The organism is Bradyrhizobium sp. sGM-13 (assembly GCF_018398875.1).
GTDB lineage: Bacteria > Pseudomonadota > Alphaproteobacteria > Rhizobiales > Xanthobacteraceae > Bradyrhizobium.
In genome coordinates this window covers 42,924-58,653 of the sequence record NZ_JAGWDK010000014.1, presented here as the reverse complement: position 1 = coordinate 58,653, position 15,730 = coordinate 42,924, and the positions used below count along the sequence as shown (strand labels likewise).

The window sequence follows — 15,730 nt, the reverse complement described above, 5'->3', positions numbered from 1 at the left end:
GCCGCTCGGGACGGGGCTCGCGCAAAACAAGAATGTAGCGGCAGATGTGCCGCTTTTCGGGAGGATGCGATGAAATTTTTCGCGATCGCGGGCGTCGCTCTGTCGACACTATTCACGGCAGCGTTGATCACACCGGCAGATGCCCAGCAATGGCCGGCGCGTCAGGTTAAGCTGATCGTCCCTTACCCGGCAGGCGGCAATGTCGATAGCGCTGCGCGCGTCATCGCTGACAGGCTGCAGGCGAAGCTGGGCCAGCCGTTCATCATCGAAAACAAGGCGGGCGCCGGCGGACTGATCGCCGGCGAGGCGTTCGCGAAAATGCCGCCCGACGGCTATGCCTTGTTCGTCGGCGCCAATGGTCCCGTGCTGTTCGCACCCGAGATCGCCAAGCGCGAGGCCTACAACTGGAAGCGGGACTTCGTTCCCATCACCTCGATCACGATGACGCCGCTGGTCCTCGAAGTGCATCCGTCGGTGCAGGCCAAGGACCTGAAGGAATTCATCGAGCTCGCGCGCCGCGATCCGGGCAAGCTGACGATGGCCTCGCCCGGCCAAGGCACCACCAACCATCTGCTCAGCGAGCTCATGCAGTCGACGTTGGGCTTGCAATGGCTGACGGTGCATTACCGCGGCAACGCGCCTGCTCTCAACGACCTGATCGGCGGACAGGTGCAGTTTGCCCTGGACCAGATCTCGGTCGGGTTACCCTCGATCAAGAGCGGCATGCTGCGTGCGCTCGCCGTCACCGGCAGCCGCCGCGCCTCCTGGCTGCCGGATGTTCCGACCTTCACCGAACTCGGCCACAAGGAATTTGACGGCCAGACCTTTACCGGCCTGTTCGCGCCCGCACGCACGCCGCCCGAAATCGTGACCAGGCTCCACGATACCCTCGCGGAGATCCTGAAAGATCCCGCCATCATCGAGAAGTTCAACGCGCTCGGCGCCGAGGCCGTATCGATGACGCCGGCAGAGTTCACGAGCTACCTCGAACGCGAGGACGCCAAGTGGATTCCCGTCGTCCGCAAGGCGAACATCAAGGCTGATTGATCCATGCAGATCGATCCCGGCGATCTCGGCGCGGAGCGGATTTACCGGCTGATGACCGGCATCGTGGTGCCGCGTCCGATCGCCTGGGTGACGAGCCTGTCGCGCAAGGGCGTGCTCAACCTCGCCCCGTTCAGCGCCTTCACCTTCGTCTCGCAGAAGCCGCCGATGCTGGCCATCAGCGTCGGCCGTAAAGGCCCCGACTACAAGGATACGGCGCACAACATCCTCGACACCGAGGAGTACGTAATTCACATCGCCGACACGCCGCTGATGGGTGCGGTGCATGACAGCTCGGTCGAGCATCCGCCCGAAGTCAGCGAGGTCGGAGAGCTCAACCTGGAAACGCGTCCCAGCGAGCGCATCACGGTGCCCCGGCTTGCCGCCGCCCCGGTCGCGATGGAATGCGTGTTTCGGCAATGTCTCGAATTCGGCGAGGCGCGCAGCCGGCTCATCGTCGGCGAGGTCGTGATGTTCCACATCCGCGACGGTCTCGTGAACAACGGCAAGGTCGAGACCGAAGCGCTCGACCCGATCGCCCGCATCGGTGGGCCCCGCTACGCTCGCCTCGGCGAGATCGTGACGCTGCGCGGCGTCTTCCAAACCCCGAAATCGACCGATTAGCGGCGGCAGCAATCTGTAGCGAGCTTGCTGACACCGGACGCAGATCGAAGCAGAATTCTCGAGGAGGACGACAATGCGACTGGTGAGCTATCTGGTGGAAGGAGAGCCGCGCTACGGCGCGGCAGTCGACGGCGGTGTGGTCGACCTCACCCAACGGCCCGGACCGAAATGTCCTGACATTCGGACTCTGATCGCCAAGGACGGCTTGGAAGCTGCGCGCCAAATGGTCCCCGGCCTCAAGCCGGACCATGCGCTGGATGACCTTGTGCTGCTGCCGCCCATCCCGGCTCCGGAAAAACTCTGGTGCATCGGCGTGAACTACAGAGATCGCAACGCCGAGTACAAGGACAACTCGGACCTGCCGAAATATCCGAGCCTGTTCGTCCGCAACCCCTCCTCCGTCGTCGGCTCCGGCCAGCCGATCGAGAAGCCGAAGGTCTCCGAACAGCTCGACTATGAAGGCGAGCTTGTGATCGTGATCGGCAAGGAAGGCCGGCACATTCCACGCGAGCGCGCATGGGAGCACATTTTCGGCATGACGCTGTGCAACGAGGGCAGCGTTCGCGACTGGCTGCATCACGGCAAGTTCAACGTCACCCAGGGCAAGAATTTTGACCGCTCGGGCAGCATCGGGCCGTGGATCGTCACGTCAGACGAATGCGATCCGCGTGGCCCGCATGACATCATCACCCGTGTCAACGGCGAGGTGCGCCAGAGCGACTCCACCGAGCGGCTGATGTTCCCATTCGACTACCTGATCGCCTACCTCTCCACCTTTGCCACCTTGAGGCCCGGCGACATGATCGCGACCGGTACCCCGACCGGGGCCGGCGCCCGCTTCACGCCGCCGCGCTGGCTCAAGGTCGGCGACGTCGTCGAGGTGGAGTCCGGAAAGATCGGCATGCTTCGCAACACCGTGGCGGCGGAGCAATAGAAGATGCTCGATCAACAAACTATCGAACGGCTGGCGCAGCGCCTCGACGACGCCGAACGCAGCAAGACGCTGATCCCGGCGTTCACGCGCGAATATCCTGATCTCACGATCGAGGACGCCTACGCCATTCAGCGCGCCTGGACCAGGTTGCAGCTCTCCCGCGGCCGCATTGTCAGGGGCCACAAGATCGGCCTGACATCGAAAGCGATGCAGAACGCCGTCGGCATTTCCGAGCCGGATTACGGCGTGCTGTTTGCGGACATGTTCTACCCCGATGCATCGCCGATCCCGTTCGACCGTTTCCGTGCTCCCCGCATCGAGGTCGAACTGGCCTTCGTGCTGAAAACGCCGTTGAAGGGCCCGGATTGCACGCTGTTCGACGTGCTCAACGCCACCGATTACGTGACGCCGGCGCTCGAAATCCTGGAAACCCGGATGCATCGCGTCGATCCCGAGACGAAGGCGCCGCGCAAGGTGATGGATACGATCTCCGACAATGCCGCGAATGCGGCGCTGGTCGTCGGCGGCCGGCCCATTCGTCCGCTAGACGCCGACCTGCGCTGGATCGGCGCGCTGTTGTTTCGCAACGGCCAGATCGAGGAGACTGGTATCGCCGCCGGCGTGCTCAACCACCCCGCCAACGGCGTGGCTTGGCTTGCCGATCGGCTGGCTGCCCAAGGCGAATATCTCGAAGCCGGTGAAGTGGTGCTGGCGGGATCGTTTACGCGCCCGGTCGACATCATCAAGGGCGACACGTTTCATGCCGATTACGGCCGGTTCGGATCGGTGTCCTGCCAGTTCGTCTGAACAAGAAGCATCCTGGAGGGAGAGCAGCGATGACAAGGCGCAAGAGCATTCACATCGGCGAATTCAAGCACGCCAATCCGATTCCGAATGCCTGCCGCATCGGCAATCTCCTGATGTCCGGCGTCATTCTCGGCCGCGATCCCGCGACCGGCGCAATGCCTGAGCGCATCGAGGACCAGTGCGCCAATATGTTCGCGCATATGAAGACAATCGTCGAAGCCGGCGGCGGCACGACCGATGACATCATCAAGATGACGGTGTGGCTGCAGGATCGAAAGCAGCGCGCGCCGGTGAATACCGAATGGCTGAAGATGTTTCCCGACGAACACTCTCGCCCTGCCCGCCATGCGCTGCAGATGGACATGGAGAATGGCGCGCTCGTGCAATGCGATTTCACCGCCGTGATCGACTGACCCCGATCAGAAGGAACCCGAGATGCCGACCTATCTTCCGTTCGATCCGAACCCGCGCCGCCCCTCGAAACTGCCGCCGCCGAAGAGCGTCGACAGCCAGTTTCACGTGCTAGGGCCGCTGGAAAAATATCCGGTGCGGCCGAGTGCCGCCTACCAGATGCCGACTGCGACCTGGGAGGCCGCGCTTCGCGTCCACAAGGCGCTCGGCATCGAGCGCGGCATCATCGTGCAGACCACGACCTATGGCGCCGATCATTCGGTAGTGCTCGATGGCCTCGCCGCGATGGGACCGAACTATCGCGGCTGTGCCAACGCGCTGGTGTTTGCCGAAGCCGGTGACGCCTATCTCGCCAAGCTGCACGATGCCGGTGTCCGCGGCGCCCGTTTCAGCTTCCGGCAGGAACTCGGCGCGGTGCTCTCGGACAAGGATTTTGCCCGCGCCATCGCGAAGATTCGCGAACTCGGCTGGTATGCAAAAATCCAGCCGGAGAAGGACGGCATCGTCTCCAGCGTCGCGAAGTACGAAAATCTCGACGTCCCCGTGCTGATCGATCACATGGCGCGCCCGGACCCGACGCGCGGCAAGGACGACCCGAACCTGCAGAAGATGCTGGAGCTTCTGTCCAAGGGCAATTTCTGGGTGATGCTGTCGCTCGGCGAAAAGACCTCGAAGAAGGGCCCGCCCTGGGACGACGTAATTCCGATCGCGCGCGCCTATATCGAGGCGGCGCCCGACCGTTGCGTCTGGGCCAGCGACTGGCCGCATCCAGTTTCGGTGGTGCAGCCGCCCAACGACGCCGACCTGCTCGAGCTGCTTTATCGTTATGTCGCCGATGAAGCCGAGCTGCAGAACATCCTTGTGACCAATCCGGCAAAACTGTTCGGCTTCAATTCGGCAGGCCCGTCGTGAACAATTATTGAGGTACCGCCTCGACGGAGAAGGAGCGGAACTTCGCCAGACTGTCGCGGAGCGGCACGAGGTCTTTGAAGGCCGCTGAATCGCGATACGCTTGGATCTTATCAACGGTATCCCACTGGATGATAACCACGCGCGGCTTCGGCGGCTCTCCTTCGATTGTCGTGGTTTTGCCTCCGGCGGCAAGGAACTTGCCGCCAGCCGCTTTGATGGCGGCCTGAGCCTTCGGCGCATAGTCCTTCAAGTAGGCCGCCGTGTTGGAGGGTTCGATTTCAACGACTTGGTATACTGGCGGTGTGGCCTGAGCGTGAAGTCTCTCAACCGCGACTGCACCGAGTCCTAAGCCCGCCAGCATCGCCAATGTCACTGAATAGTGAGTCTTCATGACGTTTCTCCCTGGTCACGACGGAAATATTCGGTCGTGCAGGCTCGCACGGCCGTGCATTGCGAATGCCAAGACGCACCGGCTAAGAAAGACTGTCGGTCTATTTGAAGTACGACGCCTGCCGACGGCATCGACGCTGCCAATACAAACGGTGGCGTCGGCGCGCCCCAATGGCAGCTCGCGGAGCAGTTTGATGTCCGTCCATTCAGCGTACAACGTCAGTCGGATCGTTGGAAGGGCGGGAGAAGATCGATTGAGGCGACATCAATCAAACTCTATTTACCAGCATTCACCGCGATTCCGAAGGCGCTGTTTTTGTCTGAATCGTAGCATAGCCCCCGCGTGTCCTGCTATTCTCCCGCCCCATGACCTCGCGCGAGTCTGCTGCTTCCGAAATCACGCCCGAAGTGCTGCTGCGGGCCTATGCCTGCGGCATCTTCCCGATGGCCGAGAGTGCCGGCGATCCGACGCTGTTCTGGGTCGAGCCGGAAATGCGCGGCGTCATTCCGCTCGACGGCTTCCGCATCGCCTCGCGGCTTGCCCGCACCGTGCGTTCGGACAATTTCCGCGTGACCGTCGATACCGCCTTCAAGGCGGTTATCGCGGGCTGCGCGGCTCCGCAGCCAGGCCGCGACGACACCTGGATCAACAAGCGCATCCGCGATCTCTATCTCGGGCTCCACGAACTCGGACACTGCCACAGCGTCGAGGTCTGGCAAGACGGCGATCTCGTCGGCGGCCTCTATGGCGTCAGCCTGGGGCGTGCCTTCTTCGGCGAAAGCATGTTTCACCGCGCCCGCGACGCTTCCAAGGTGGCGCTGGTGCATCTGGTGGCGCGGATGATCGCAGGCGGGTTCGAGCTGCTCGACACGCAATATGTCACCGAACATCTGCGCAGCTTCGGCGCGGTCGAAATTCCGAGACGCCGCTATCGCGCCTTGCTCGACAAGGCGATCGCGGGAGAGCCTGCGGATTTTAAGCGATTGCCGCCCAGCGTCAGCGGTGCCGATGCACTCGCGATCATCGCGAAGGGCATGTGACGCGCGTGTCCCGGACGCGGTGCAGCGTGCAACGCTGAGCCGGGACACGGATGCGCCGTGTATCGTGCTAGTTCCCGAACAACCCACCAAACAAGCCACCGGGCCGCTGTTGCGGCGGAGGCGGTGGGGCCTGCTGCGGCTGCTGCTGGAATTGCGGCTGCGGCGGCGGTCCTGGCGGGCGCGGCGCCGCCTGCTTCGGCGGCGGCGGACGCTTCGCAGCCTGCGGCGGCGCGGCCGACTTGGCCGGATCGGGCTGCGCGCTGACGATGGTCTGGTCAGGGACTTTGCAGTCGGTGAGCCAGATATCGTAGACCGGGTGCTCGACGCCGTGCAGGCCGGGACTGGCAGCGAACATCCAGCCCGAGAATATCCGCTTCACCTCACCTTGCAGCGTGATCTCGTCGACCTCGACAAACGCATCGGTGTTGGCAGCTTCCGTCGATGGGCGCGTGTAGCAGGCGCTGGTCTTCACGCGCAGTGCGCCGAACTGCACGGTCTCGCCAATGTCCTCGTCGAAATTGATGATGCGGCCGGTGATCTTGTCGAGACCGGAGAAGCTCGCCTTCTTGTTGGTGATCTTGGTGGCCGGCGGTTCGGACACGACCTCGTCGCCCGGCTGCAGGGTCGCCGGCGAATTGGGCACGCCCTTGGCAGGGGGCTGGCGTTGACCCGGCGGCGCGTTGGCGACGCCTGGACCTCCGGGCTGCGGCGGCTGAACCGCGACGCCGGGCTGCGTCCCCTGCGGAGGAGCGGTGGTGCCGGGCGGCGGCGCCAGCGGCTGCGACTGGAAGCTTCCCGGCGGTGGAGCGCCCTGCCCCGGCGGCGGACGGTTCGGGGTCGGCAGCAGCCGGCCGCGTGGCAGTTCCGGCACTTCCTCGTCGTCGTCGGGGAATTGTTGCTGCTGTTGATTGCCGCGGGGAATGGCCCCCGGCGGCCGCAGCGGAGGATCGGAAAAGATATTGCCGATCTGCGCCTGCGCGGGCGGCGCAAGCGAGGTCATGGTGGCGGCGATCAGGGCCGCAAGACCGGTCAGGGCAATGGTTCGAAGCATCTCGCGCGGCTTTAACAGGCGAATCGGGCTCGTGACATAGTACAGACTTGTCCGCCGCTCGCGTCCCTCCCGGTTAACACGGTGAATACGGCGGGGAAAGGGCGGTTTGTCCCCATCCTGCCGCAGTGAATCATGGCCTGGAAAGGCGGAAATCGTCCTCAGTGCTCGTCCCCTATATCTAGCCACGCCCGGTTTCAGATGAAATAGTCGCTCCGTCGCGCGGCCACGTGCGAAAACCATCAAAATCCGGGATAACCGGACGAGCCAGAGGAAACCTCAAGCTATGCCCGATCGAATTCGCCTCGATGGCCGGGTGGCCGTCGTGACCGGCGCGGCCGGTATCATTGGAACCGCGACCATCCGCCTGTTGGCCGAGCGTGGCGCCCGCATCGTCGCCATCGACCGCAAGGAGCAGGATCTTGCGGCCGCCATCAAGGACCTGCCGGCCTCGGCCGAAGCGCTCGCGGTCGCGGCGGACGTCACCCGGGAGGAAGAAGTCGCGGAATACGTCCGCGCCAGCGTCGACCGGTTCGGCACGATCGATGTCTTCTACAACAACGCCGGCGTCGAGGGCGATATCAAGCCGATCCCGGAATATTCGCTGGAGAGTTTTCGGCGCGTGCTCGACGTCAACGTGGTCGGCGTCTTTCTCGGCATGAAGCACGTGCTGCCGGTGATGCTGAAGCAGAACAAGGGCAGCATCATCAACACCGCCTCCATCGCCGGCCTGGTCGGCTCGCCGATGATCGCCGCCTACAGCGCCAGCAAGCACGCGGTGATCGGTCTCACCAAGAGCGCCGCCTGGGAATGCACCGGCACCGGCGTGCGGGTGAACTGCGTCTGTCCCGGCCTGATCGACAGCCGGATGCTGAGCACGATCCTGCAGGGCCGCAATTCCGGCAATGAGCCGCCGCCGACCGAAAAGATCGTCGACCGGATTCCGGCGCGGCGGCTCGGTCAGGCTACCGAAGTCGCCTCCATCGTGGCGTTCCTGGCTTCGGATGAGGCGAGCTACGTCTCCGGCTCCGCCTATGCCGTCGATGGCGGCCGCACCGCGGCTTAGCACCGTCATTCCGGGGCGGTCCGGAAGGACCGACCTACGGTGCGCAATTGCGCACCTGAGAATCTCGAGATCCCGGGTTCGCTGCGCGCCCCGGATGACAACTCAAAACGAGAGGTCCCATGCCCGTCACGCTCGATCCCGATGCCGCCGCCGTCTACAAGGCTTTCCAGGAGGCGGGCCGTCCCGCCTATGAGACGCTGACCGCGCCGGAAGCGCGCGAATATTATCGAAGCGCCCGCGTCGTCAGTAATCCCGAACCGCCCGCGCTCGAATCGACCAAGCCGCTCGCGATCCCCGCGCCGCACGGCACGATTCCGGCGCGCATCTACACGCCGAGAACGCTGCGCAAGAGCAACGGCCTTGCGCCGTGCCTGGTATTCTTTCACGGCGGCGGCTGGGTGATCGGCGATCTCGACACCCATGAAGTGGTCTGCCAGAAGCTTGCCCACGAGGGCGAACTGATCGTGATCTCGGTCGGCTACCGGCTGGCGCCGGAGCACAAATTTCCCGCCGCCGCCGACGATGCCATCACGGCGACGAAATGGGTTGCTGCCAATGCCAGCCAGCTCGGCATCGACTCCGGCCACTTGCTGGTCGGCGGCGACAGCGCCGGCGGCAATCTCGCCGCTGTCGTGGCGCTCGCCGCACGCGACGGCGACGGCCCGAAACTCGCCGGCCAGGTGCTGATCTATCCCGCCACCGACTTTGCGATGACTCATCCCTCGCACAGCGAGCCCGAGACCAGCATCCTGCTGACGCATTCCGTAATCAAATGGTTCTGCAACCATTATCTCAACGGCGCGGCCGACATCGAGCATTGGAAGGCTTCGCCCGCGCGCGCGAAAACGCTGGCAGGGTTGCCGCCGGCCTATGTGCTAACCGCTGGCGCCGATCCGCTGCGCGACGAGGGCGCCGAATATGCCGCGCGGCTCAAGGAAGCCGGCGTGCCCATGACCTACCGACATTTCCCGGGCCAGTTCCACGGCTTCTTCACCATGGGCAAGCTGCTGCAGCAGGCCAACGTCGCCGTCAGCGAAATTGCAGTCTGGCTGAAAGCACTGCATTAAGAGGAAGCGCATTGTTATCTTCTTCCAACTCATTCGCGCGTTGAGGACACCTTGATCGAAACCTTACCTCGCATGTTCCTCGCCTCGGGACGCCATTCCAGGATGGATGGGCTTAGCCCCCTTGGCATCCTGGCCGGAATCGCGCTCGCGGTGGCGCTCCCGTCCGAAGCAATGGCGGCTGAGCTGGACGGAGCCAAACTGGGTCTTGCATGGGGCTTGCCGTTCGTCGGCATCCTGCTTTCAATTGCGCTCTTCCCCCTCCTTGCGCCGCATTTTTGGGAACACCACCACGGCAAGATTGCGTTGTTCTGGCCAGCGCTCGTCGGAATTCCGATGGCGCTGTTTGTCGGGCTAACTGACACCGTGCATGCGCTGGCTCATACCGCGCTGCTGGAATACATCCCTTTCATCCTCCTTCTGCTGGCATTGTTCACGGTCGCAAGTGGAATCGTGGTTTCAGGCAACCTTCACGGCGCCCCAATGACAAATACGGTGCTGCTCGGCATCGGAACCATTCTCGCCAGCCTGATCGGTACCACCGGCGCGTCGATGGTGATGATACGCCCGGTCCTTAGGGCCAACGACGATCGAAAGCACAACGTGCATGTCGTGGTGTTCTTCATCTTTCTGGTCTCGAACATCGGCGGCTCTCTCACGCCGCTCGGTGATCCGCCCTTGTTTCTCGGCTTTCTCCGAGGTGTGGATTTTTTTTGGACGACACAGCACTTGTTTCCTGAAACGCTGTTCGCGGCAGGAATCGTTCTGGCGGTGTTCTTCGCCCTGGACACCATCATCTACAAGCGCGAAGGACACGTGCCGGTCGACCCCACGCCGGATCAACCAATTCGCGTGAACGGCGGAATCAACTTGCTGCTAGGGGGCGTCATCATCGCCGCTATCCTACTCAGCGCCAAACTGCAGCTCGGCACGGTTCGGATTTTGGGAATCGAGGTTGCAATCCAGAACCTCTTGCGGGATGCCGCCATGATCGTGGTGACTCTTCTGTCCCTTTTGGTCACGCCGAAGCAGAGCCATGTGGCGAACGGGTTCTCGTGGGTTCCTATTGCGGAGGTCGCAGCCCTGTTCGCTGGCATCTTTGTCACGATTATTCCCGTGTTGGCGATGCTGCGCGCCGGGAGTGCAGGTGCCTTTGCTCCCTTAGTTGCCATGGTGACGAATGCGGACGGAAGCGCCAACATCGCTGCCTATTTTTGGCTGACTGGCGCCCTCTCTTCTTTCCTTGACAACGCGCCGACGTATCTCGTTTTCTTCGAGTTGGCAGGAGGGCGAGCCGAGTGGCTGATGCGGGAGGGCGCATTGACGCTCGCGGCAATCTCGGCCGGCGCGGTGTTCATGGGAGCGAACACTTACATCGGAAACGCGCCGAACTTTATGGTCTATGCCATTGCCCGCCAGCAGGGCGTAAAGATGCCCAGCTTCTTCGGTTACATGCTCTGGTCCGGGTGCGTATTGCTGCCAGTGTTCGCCTTGGTCACGTTGGTTTTTTTCCGCGGCTGAGTCGTTCACTTGCTGCGCGAAGGCGCGGCTATAGGCGGCGGGAAAGGTGGTGGCCGGCCTCGCACCGGCCATCATTCATTGGCCGGCTGGGCTGTACCGACTCAGGCCGCAATGTTATCCAAGTTTCATACTAGCTGTCGCACGCAACAACTCTGCCGGTGATTCGGCAGCAATCCGCGAGGTGATTGCAATGGCATTTTTCAGGCGCGAGCTCGGCCCGATCGAGCGCTTCGAGGTTGCGCTGAAGGACAAGCTGACGGCGCGGCAGAAGTTGGCCGAGCGGTTGAGCGTGGCCGAATCGGAACTCGCAGAAAAGCGAGCCGCTGCCGAACGGCTGGCGGTAGCCGGTGCCGACAATTCCCGGCTCGATCGAGCCGAAGCCAGCATGCGCGCCGTCGAAGACCGCGCCAAGACGTTGCGCGCCGAATTGGTGGAATTTGACGATCAGGTGGCCTCGGCCGAGCGCGCCCTCGCTGATGCCAAGGCCCAGCGCGACCGCGACGCGATGGCTGACGAGATCGAGGCGATGGCTACGGCGATCGAACGCGCTGCGCCCGGATTCGAAGCCGGCACAACCGCGCTCGTCGAGGCCGTTACGAAGAGCTCGCTGTCGATACCTGAAGCCACCCGGTTCTCGGCCAGCGTGGATGCGGTGCGTAGCGAAGTCCGCGCGGCGGCGGACTTGATCTGCTGGGAGCTGCGTTCCGCCGCGGTACGCACGCGCGCGGGCAACGCCAACCTCGCCAACCCCGCGCCATCCCTGTCGGACGAGCCGCGATCGGCAGAGACCGAACGGCAATTGATGTACACCCTCCATCCCCTGCGTTGGCGCGAGGACGGCAAGGTGCGCAAAGTTTCCGCCTTTGCGTTGGTCGGGCTCCCCAAGGCGCTGCTGCCGGTAGCGCTGCAGCATCAGCATGTAGACCATCTCAATGCCCGCCGCGTGCAGACGTTGATGCATCTTCACGGCAGCGCAGGAAACGGCGAACCGCAGGACGACGATCCGCAGCTTGTCGATCTGGACGCCCTGCTCACCGAGGAAACGCAGAGCGCGCAAGCCGACGTTGCTTGAGCCAGCGCAGGCAGGCACCGGCAAGCGGCGCTGAACCAACTGCTCCAGCGGACGTTGTCGGGTTGGTCCATGAAGCCGGCTTACGAGGATGCGGCTACGCGTCGTCACGCTCAACGTCTGGAATCGGCAAGGCGACCCGAAACGAACCGGTCTGATCAATCTGGAACTGCGCCGGCTGGCTCCCGATCTCGTGTCATTCCAGGAAGTGGTCAAATCGCCGGATCATTCGCAACTCGACGAGTTGATCCACGACACCGGTCTGCATGGAACGCATCAGGCTGACGTGCTGCGCACCGTCCCGCCCCATGCCGATCGTTTTGGCGGAAGCGCCGTCGCGACGCGATGGCCGCATCGCGTCGAGGAAGTCCTCGATCTGCGCATGTCGGATGCGAACGATGTCCCCTGGTGTTCGCTGGCAGTAACGGTGCCGTTACCCGGCGAAGGCGATCTTTTGTTCATCGCCGCTACGACCTCCTGGCGGCTCGCCGCGGAATCGGCCCGGGAACGGCAGGTCGTTGCGCTGACGGACCTCGACGCGCGTCACCGGCAGCCGCTTCCCACCATCATTGCCGGCGACTTCAACGCAACGCCTGACGCGGCCAGCATTCGCTACCTCACCGGACTGCAGTCGCTCGGCGGACGAAGCGTCAGGTATCACGACGCCTGGGAAGTCGCAGGCGAAGGTCAGGGGTATACCTGGAGCGTCGACAATCCAAATGCACAGTCGGAGATCGGCAGGATCGTCCGTCAGCCGCGTCATCGGCGCAGGGTCGATTACGTCTTCGTGGGCTCCTGGGACGCCCACCCGGAGGCGAGCTGCGAGGTTCAGGCCGCCTCGCTCGCATTCGACCTAGCGGTCGACGGCATCTGGCCCAGCGACCATTTTGGCGTCGTGGCCGATCTGGAAATCAGCGCCGCTCCCTCCGCGTGAGGAGGTTACCCCGGCCCTTGCAGCCGGGTTCGAAATCGACTCCAGCTACATCACCACCACGGTTCCTTCGGGAATCGGGTGGCGGCGACGGCTTGATCCTGCGATCCCCAAGCTCACGAACCAAGCCGTGCCGTTGAGCCAAGGCAGGGCGATTGCAGTTGGAGAAGGCCAATGAAATCCGAAAGCGATCTCACGACCCGAAATCCGTTCGGCGTCATGGACGTTCCAAATCCCGGTGATGACGACGTGATGCAGTTCGCCCGCATCACGATGCCGGAAGAATCCGCCACCGACGAGAATGCAAGGCCCTGGAGCCCCGGAGATGCGAGCTACCAGCGCGGCAGGATCGATGGTGAGTGGTCGAGCCGCTGGAAGGGTGCCGCGGACCCAACCATACCGGGCGATGCCCCCGACAAATGGAAACAGGGCCGGGGCGAAGCGAGAACCGTGGGGGACCGCGTGTACCTGTTGTTCGACTGGAATGCCGGCGCGCGCCGGGGACTGATCGAGGCACGGCGCGAAGGTCCGCGGCGGCTGGTGGGCAAGTATATCAACCTGAACAATCCGGAGATCACGGTGCCCTGGGTCGGCCTGGTGGTGAGCGATCAGCGAATAGACGGCTACTTTGCGCAAGGCCGGGTGGATTTCCGAAGGTAGCAGCTTCCGTTCACCTACCCTGCCCGCGCCGCGCGGCGCAGCGATTGCGGAGGCTGGCCGAAGGCGCGGATGAAGGCGCGGCGCATCCGCTCCGGGTCGCGGAAGCCGGTGGTCTGCGCGACGCGCTCGATCGCCTCGCTCGAGGACTGCACGCGTTGCCGTGCCACCTCGATCCGTAGCCGCTCCACCGCTTTTGACGGCGTGGTGCCGGTCTCGGCCATGAAGGCGCGGGTGAAATGCCGCGAGCTCATGCCGGCCTGCTCGGCGAGATCCTCGACGGTGAGCGGCGCATCGAGGTTTTCGCGCGCCCAGGCCAGCAGCGGCCCGAAGCGGCCGTTCGGCGTCTTCAATTCCAGAAGCGAAGAGAACTGCGACTGGCCGCCGCTGCGGCGGTGATAGAGCACGAGCTGCTTCGCGGTCTTCTGCGCGATCTCGTCGCCATAGTCCTCCGCGATCATTGCCAGCGACAGATCGATGCCGGCCGATATCCCCGCCGAGGTCCAGACGTCGCCGTCGCGCACGAAGATGCGATCGGGCTCCAGCTTCACCTGCGGATAGGTTTTCAGAAAATGCCGCGTGCGCTGCCAATGCGTGGTGGCGCGGCGGCCGTCGAGCAGGCCGGCTTCTGCGAGGACATAAGCGCCGGAGCAGACGCTGGCGATGCGGATGCCGCGTTTGGCAATCATGCGCACGAAGCCGATCGTCTTCTCGCAGGTGGCGGCCTGCCGCACGCCCTCGCCGCCGGCAACGATCAGCGTCGTGATCGCAGATGCCGACTTTAATCCTCGCGCAACGATCTCGACGCCCGACGACGAGCGCACCGGCCCCGGCGTCACCGCCAGAACGCGGATCGCGGGCGCCCCCTCGGCATAGCGCGCCGCGATCTCGAACGCCGATATCGGCCCGGCCGCATCGAGCAACTGGAAATCCGGAAACACGAGAACGCCGATCATGAGATTTGCCCGCTTTTGGCCGATGTCCTGAAATGAGGGAAATATGCCATTTCGGACAAGAAGCGACCATGGCACGATGCACTTCGTCAAGCCAAATTTTCCGGAGGTCACGATGTCCGCGCCATCTCAATCGTCCACGCCGCTTCAGATCGGCCTCGTGCTGTTCCCGCGCGTCACCCAGCTCGACTTCACCGGTCCCTTGCAGGTGTTCTCCAGCCTGCCCGGCGCCAACGTGCATTTGATCTGGAAACGGATTGAGCCGGTGACGAGTGATTCCGTGCTGGTGCTGACGCCGACCACGACCTTTGCCGACTGTCCGCAACTCGACGTGATCTGCGTGCCCGGCGGGTTCGGCACCGACGACATGATCACCGACGAGGAGATGCTGGCCTTCCTGCGCAAGCAGGCGCCCGGCGCGAAGTATATCACTTCCGTCTGTACGGGATCGCTGGTGCTCGGCGCCGCCGGCCTGCTCAAGGGTTTTCGCGCAGCGACGCACTGGACGGCGATGGATTTTCTGAGCGCGTTCGGCGCGATCCCGACCAAGACGCGCGTCTGCGTCGACGGCAACCGCGTCACCGGCGGCGGAGTAACCGCGGGGATCGACTTCGCGCTGACGCTGGTCGCGCTACTGCACGATCAGAAGACCGCAGAGGCGATCCAGCTCCGGCTCGAATACAACCCGGCGCCGCCGTTCAATTCCGGCTCACCCGACACCGCGCCGCCGGAAGTGCTTGCCTTCATGAAGGATAGGATCGCGCCAGCGCAAATCCGACGCGGCGAGATGATCAACCGCGCCGCCGCACGGCTGGGGTAGCGCTGTGCCTCTGCAATCGTGTCCCGGACACGGCGCGGCACGAAGTGACGCGACGCAGAGGCGGGACCCATCTGAATAGGTCCCGGCTCTGCGGCGCCGCGATGCTTCGCATCGCCGGGAGAACGCTGCACCGCGTCCGGGACACGAACCGGTGCAGGCACCTCTGGCGTTTGGCGCAAAAGAAAAAGGCCGCCTGGTTTCCCAGACGGCCTTTCCTGTCCTACGGCAGCCACACATTGGCGGGCGATTTCAGAACTTCTGCACCGGGGGCCTATCTCCCGGCCGTGTCCTACTCGGTGGCCGCTGCTCGCCGGGGCAGTCGCGAACTGGAGCCCGGCACCGACGCGATGGTTTCCCATCTCCGTAAGATGGCTACATTGAGCCGCGATAACGCGGATGGCGCAAGGCGGCTGCGGCGGATGTCCCCGCTGATCCCGT

At 63.7% G+C, this 15,730-nt stretch carries 17 protein-coding genes; 14 read left to right on the top strand and 3 right to left on the bottom strand.

What is annotated here, in order from left to right:
• The first annotated feature begins 69 nt into the window (after positions 1–69).
• From KJQ96_RS21835 to KJQ96_RS21810, 6 genes are all read left to right on the top strand, one after another.
• Positions 70–1,047 carry a tripartite tricarboxylate transporter substrate binding protein gene (locus tag KJQ96_RS21835; RefSeq protein WP_213288598.1) on the top strand — a complete coding sequence of 326 codons (978 nt, stop codon included), beginning with the start codon at positions 70–72 and terminating at the stop codon, positions 1,045–1,047.
• Positions 1,048–1,050: 3 nt separating this feature from the next.
• Positions 1,051–1,668, top strand: a complete 618-nt coding sequence (locus KJQ96_RS21830; protein ID WP_213288597.1) for a flavin reductase family protein — start codon at positions 1,051–1,053, stop codon at positions 1,666–1,668.
• A gap of 73 nt (positions 1,669–1,741) precedes the next feature.
• Positions 1,742–2,602, top strand: coding sequence for a fumarylacetoacetate hydrolase family protein (locus tag KJQ96_RS21825; protein ID WP_213288596.1), 861 nt, complete (start codon positions 1,742–1,744; stop codon positions 2,600–2,602).
• Between the two features lie 3 nt (positions 2,603–2,605).
• Entirely contained in the window at positions 2,606–3,409 is an 804-nt protein-coding gene (gene hpaH, locus KJQ96_RS21820) for a 2-oxo-hept-4-ene-1,7-dioate hydratase (protein WP_213288595.1), read from the top strand.
• A 29-nt stretch (positions 3,410–3,438) separates the two neighbouring features.
• Positions 3,439–3,822, top strand: coding sequence for a RidA family protein (locus KJQ96_RS21815; RefSeq protein WP_213288594.1), 384 nt, complete (start codon positions 3,439–3,441; stop codon positions 3,820–3,822).
• Between the two features lie 22 nt (positions 3,823–3,844).
• Positions 3,845–4,732: an amidohydrolase gene (locus tag KJQ96_RS21810; protein ID WP_213288593.1), complete on the top strand. Its 888-nt coding sequence runs from the start codon at positions 3,845–3,847 to the stop codon at positions 4,730–4,732.
• A gap of 4 nt (positions 4,733–4,736) precedes the next feature.
• On the opposite strand, the gene KJQ96_RS21805 is transcribed toward KJQ96_RS21810, so the two are convergent.
• On the bottom strand, positions 4,737–5,123 hold the full coding sequence (locus KJQ96_RS21805; protein WP_213288592.1) for a DUF1330 domain-containing protein: 387 nt from the start codon (positions 5,121–5,123) through the stop codon (positions 4,737–4,739).
• Between the two features lie 365 nt (positions 5,124–5,488).
• On the opposite strand from KJQ96_RS21805, the gene aat reads away from it, so the two are divergent.
• Positions 5,489–6,163, top strand: coding sequence for a leucyl/phenylalanyl-tRNA--protein transferase (aat, locus tag KJQ96_RS21800; RefSeq protein WP_213288591.1), 675 nt, complete (start codon positions 5,489–5,491; stop codon positions 6,161–6,163).
• 67 nt (positions 6,164–6,230) lie between these two features.
• On the opposite strand, the gene KJQ96_RS21795 is transcribed toward aat, so the two are convergent.
• Positions 6,231–7,214, bottom strand: coding sequence for a DUF2155 domain-containing protein (locus KJQ96_RS21795; protein WP_213288590.1), 984 nt, complete (start codon positions 7,212–7,214; stop codon positions 6,231–6,233).
• Between the two features lie 283 nt (positions 7,215–7,497).
• On the opposite strand from KJQ96_RS21795, the gene KJQ96_RS21790 reads away from it, so the two are divergent.
• The 6 genes from KJQ96_RS21790 to KJQ96_RS21765 all read left to right on the top strand — a co-directional run bounded on the left by KJQ96_RS21790 (position 7,498) and on the right by KJQ96_RS21765 (position 13,522).
• Positions 7,498–8,277: an SDR family NAD(P)-dependent oxidoreductase gene (locus tag KJQ96_RS21790; RefSeq protein ID WP_213288589.1), complete on the top strand. Its 780-nt coding sequence runs from the start codon at positions 7,498–7,500 to the stop codon at positions 8,275–8,277.
• A 119-nt stretch (positions 8,278–8,396) separates the two neighbouring features.
• Positions 8,397–9,344: an alpha/beta hydrolase gene (locus tag KJQ96_RS21785; protein WP_213288588.1), complete on the top strand. Its 948-nt coding sequence runs from the start codon at positions 8,397–8,399 to the stop codon at positions 9,342–9,344.
• 102 nt (positions 9,345–9,446) lie between these two features.
• Positions 9,447–10,862, top strand: coding sequence for a sodium:proton antiporter (locus tag KJQ96_RS21780; protein ID WP_213288696.1), 1,416 nt, complete (start codon positions 9,447–9,449; stop codon positions 10,860–10,862).
• 190 nt (positions 10,863–11,052) lie between these two features.
• On the top strand, positions 11,053–11,934 hold the full coding sequence (locus KJQ96_RS21775) for a hypothetical protein (RefSeq protein WP_213288587.1): 882 nt from the start codon (positions 11,053–11,055) through the stop codon (positions 11,932–11,934).
• 88 nt (positions 11,935–12,022) lie between these two features.
• Positions 12,023–12,865, top strand: coding sequence for an endonuclease/exonuclease/phosphatase family protein (locus KJQ96_RS21770; protein WP_213288586.1), 843 nt, complete (start codon positions 12,023–12,025; stop codon positions 12,863–12,865).
• 171 nt (positions 12,866–13,036) lie between these two features.
• Complete coding sequence (locus tag KJQ96_RS21765) at positions 13,037–13,522, top strand: hypothetical protein (RefSeq protein WP_213288585.1); 486 nt, start codon at positions 13,037–13,039, stop codon at positions 13,520–13,522.
• Positions 13,523–13,536: 14 nt separating this feature from the next.
• Here KJQ96_RS21765 and KJQ96_RS21760 read toward each other — a convergent pair whose 3' ends face one another.
• The gene (locus tag KJQ96_RS21760; protein WP_213288584.1) at positions 13,537–14,475 is read right to left on the bottom strand and encodes a GlxA family transcriptional regulator; all 939 of its coding nucleotides are present in this window, start codon (positions 14,473–14,475) and stop codon (positions 13,537–13,539) included.
• A 112-nt stretch (positions 14,476–14,587) separates the two neighbouring features.
• On the opposite strand from KJQ96_RS21760, the gene KJQ96_RS21755 reads away from it, so the two are divergent.
• Positions 14,588–15,292 (top strand): DJ-1/PfpI family protein, encoded by a 705-nt coding sequence (locus KJQ96_RS21755; RefSeq protein ID WP_213288583.1) that lies wholly within the window; start codon positions 14,588–14,590, stop codon positions 15,290–15,292.
• The last annotated feature ends 438 nt before the right edge of the window (positions 15,293–15,730 follow it).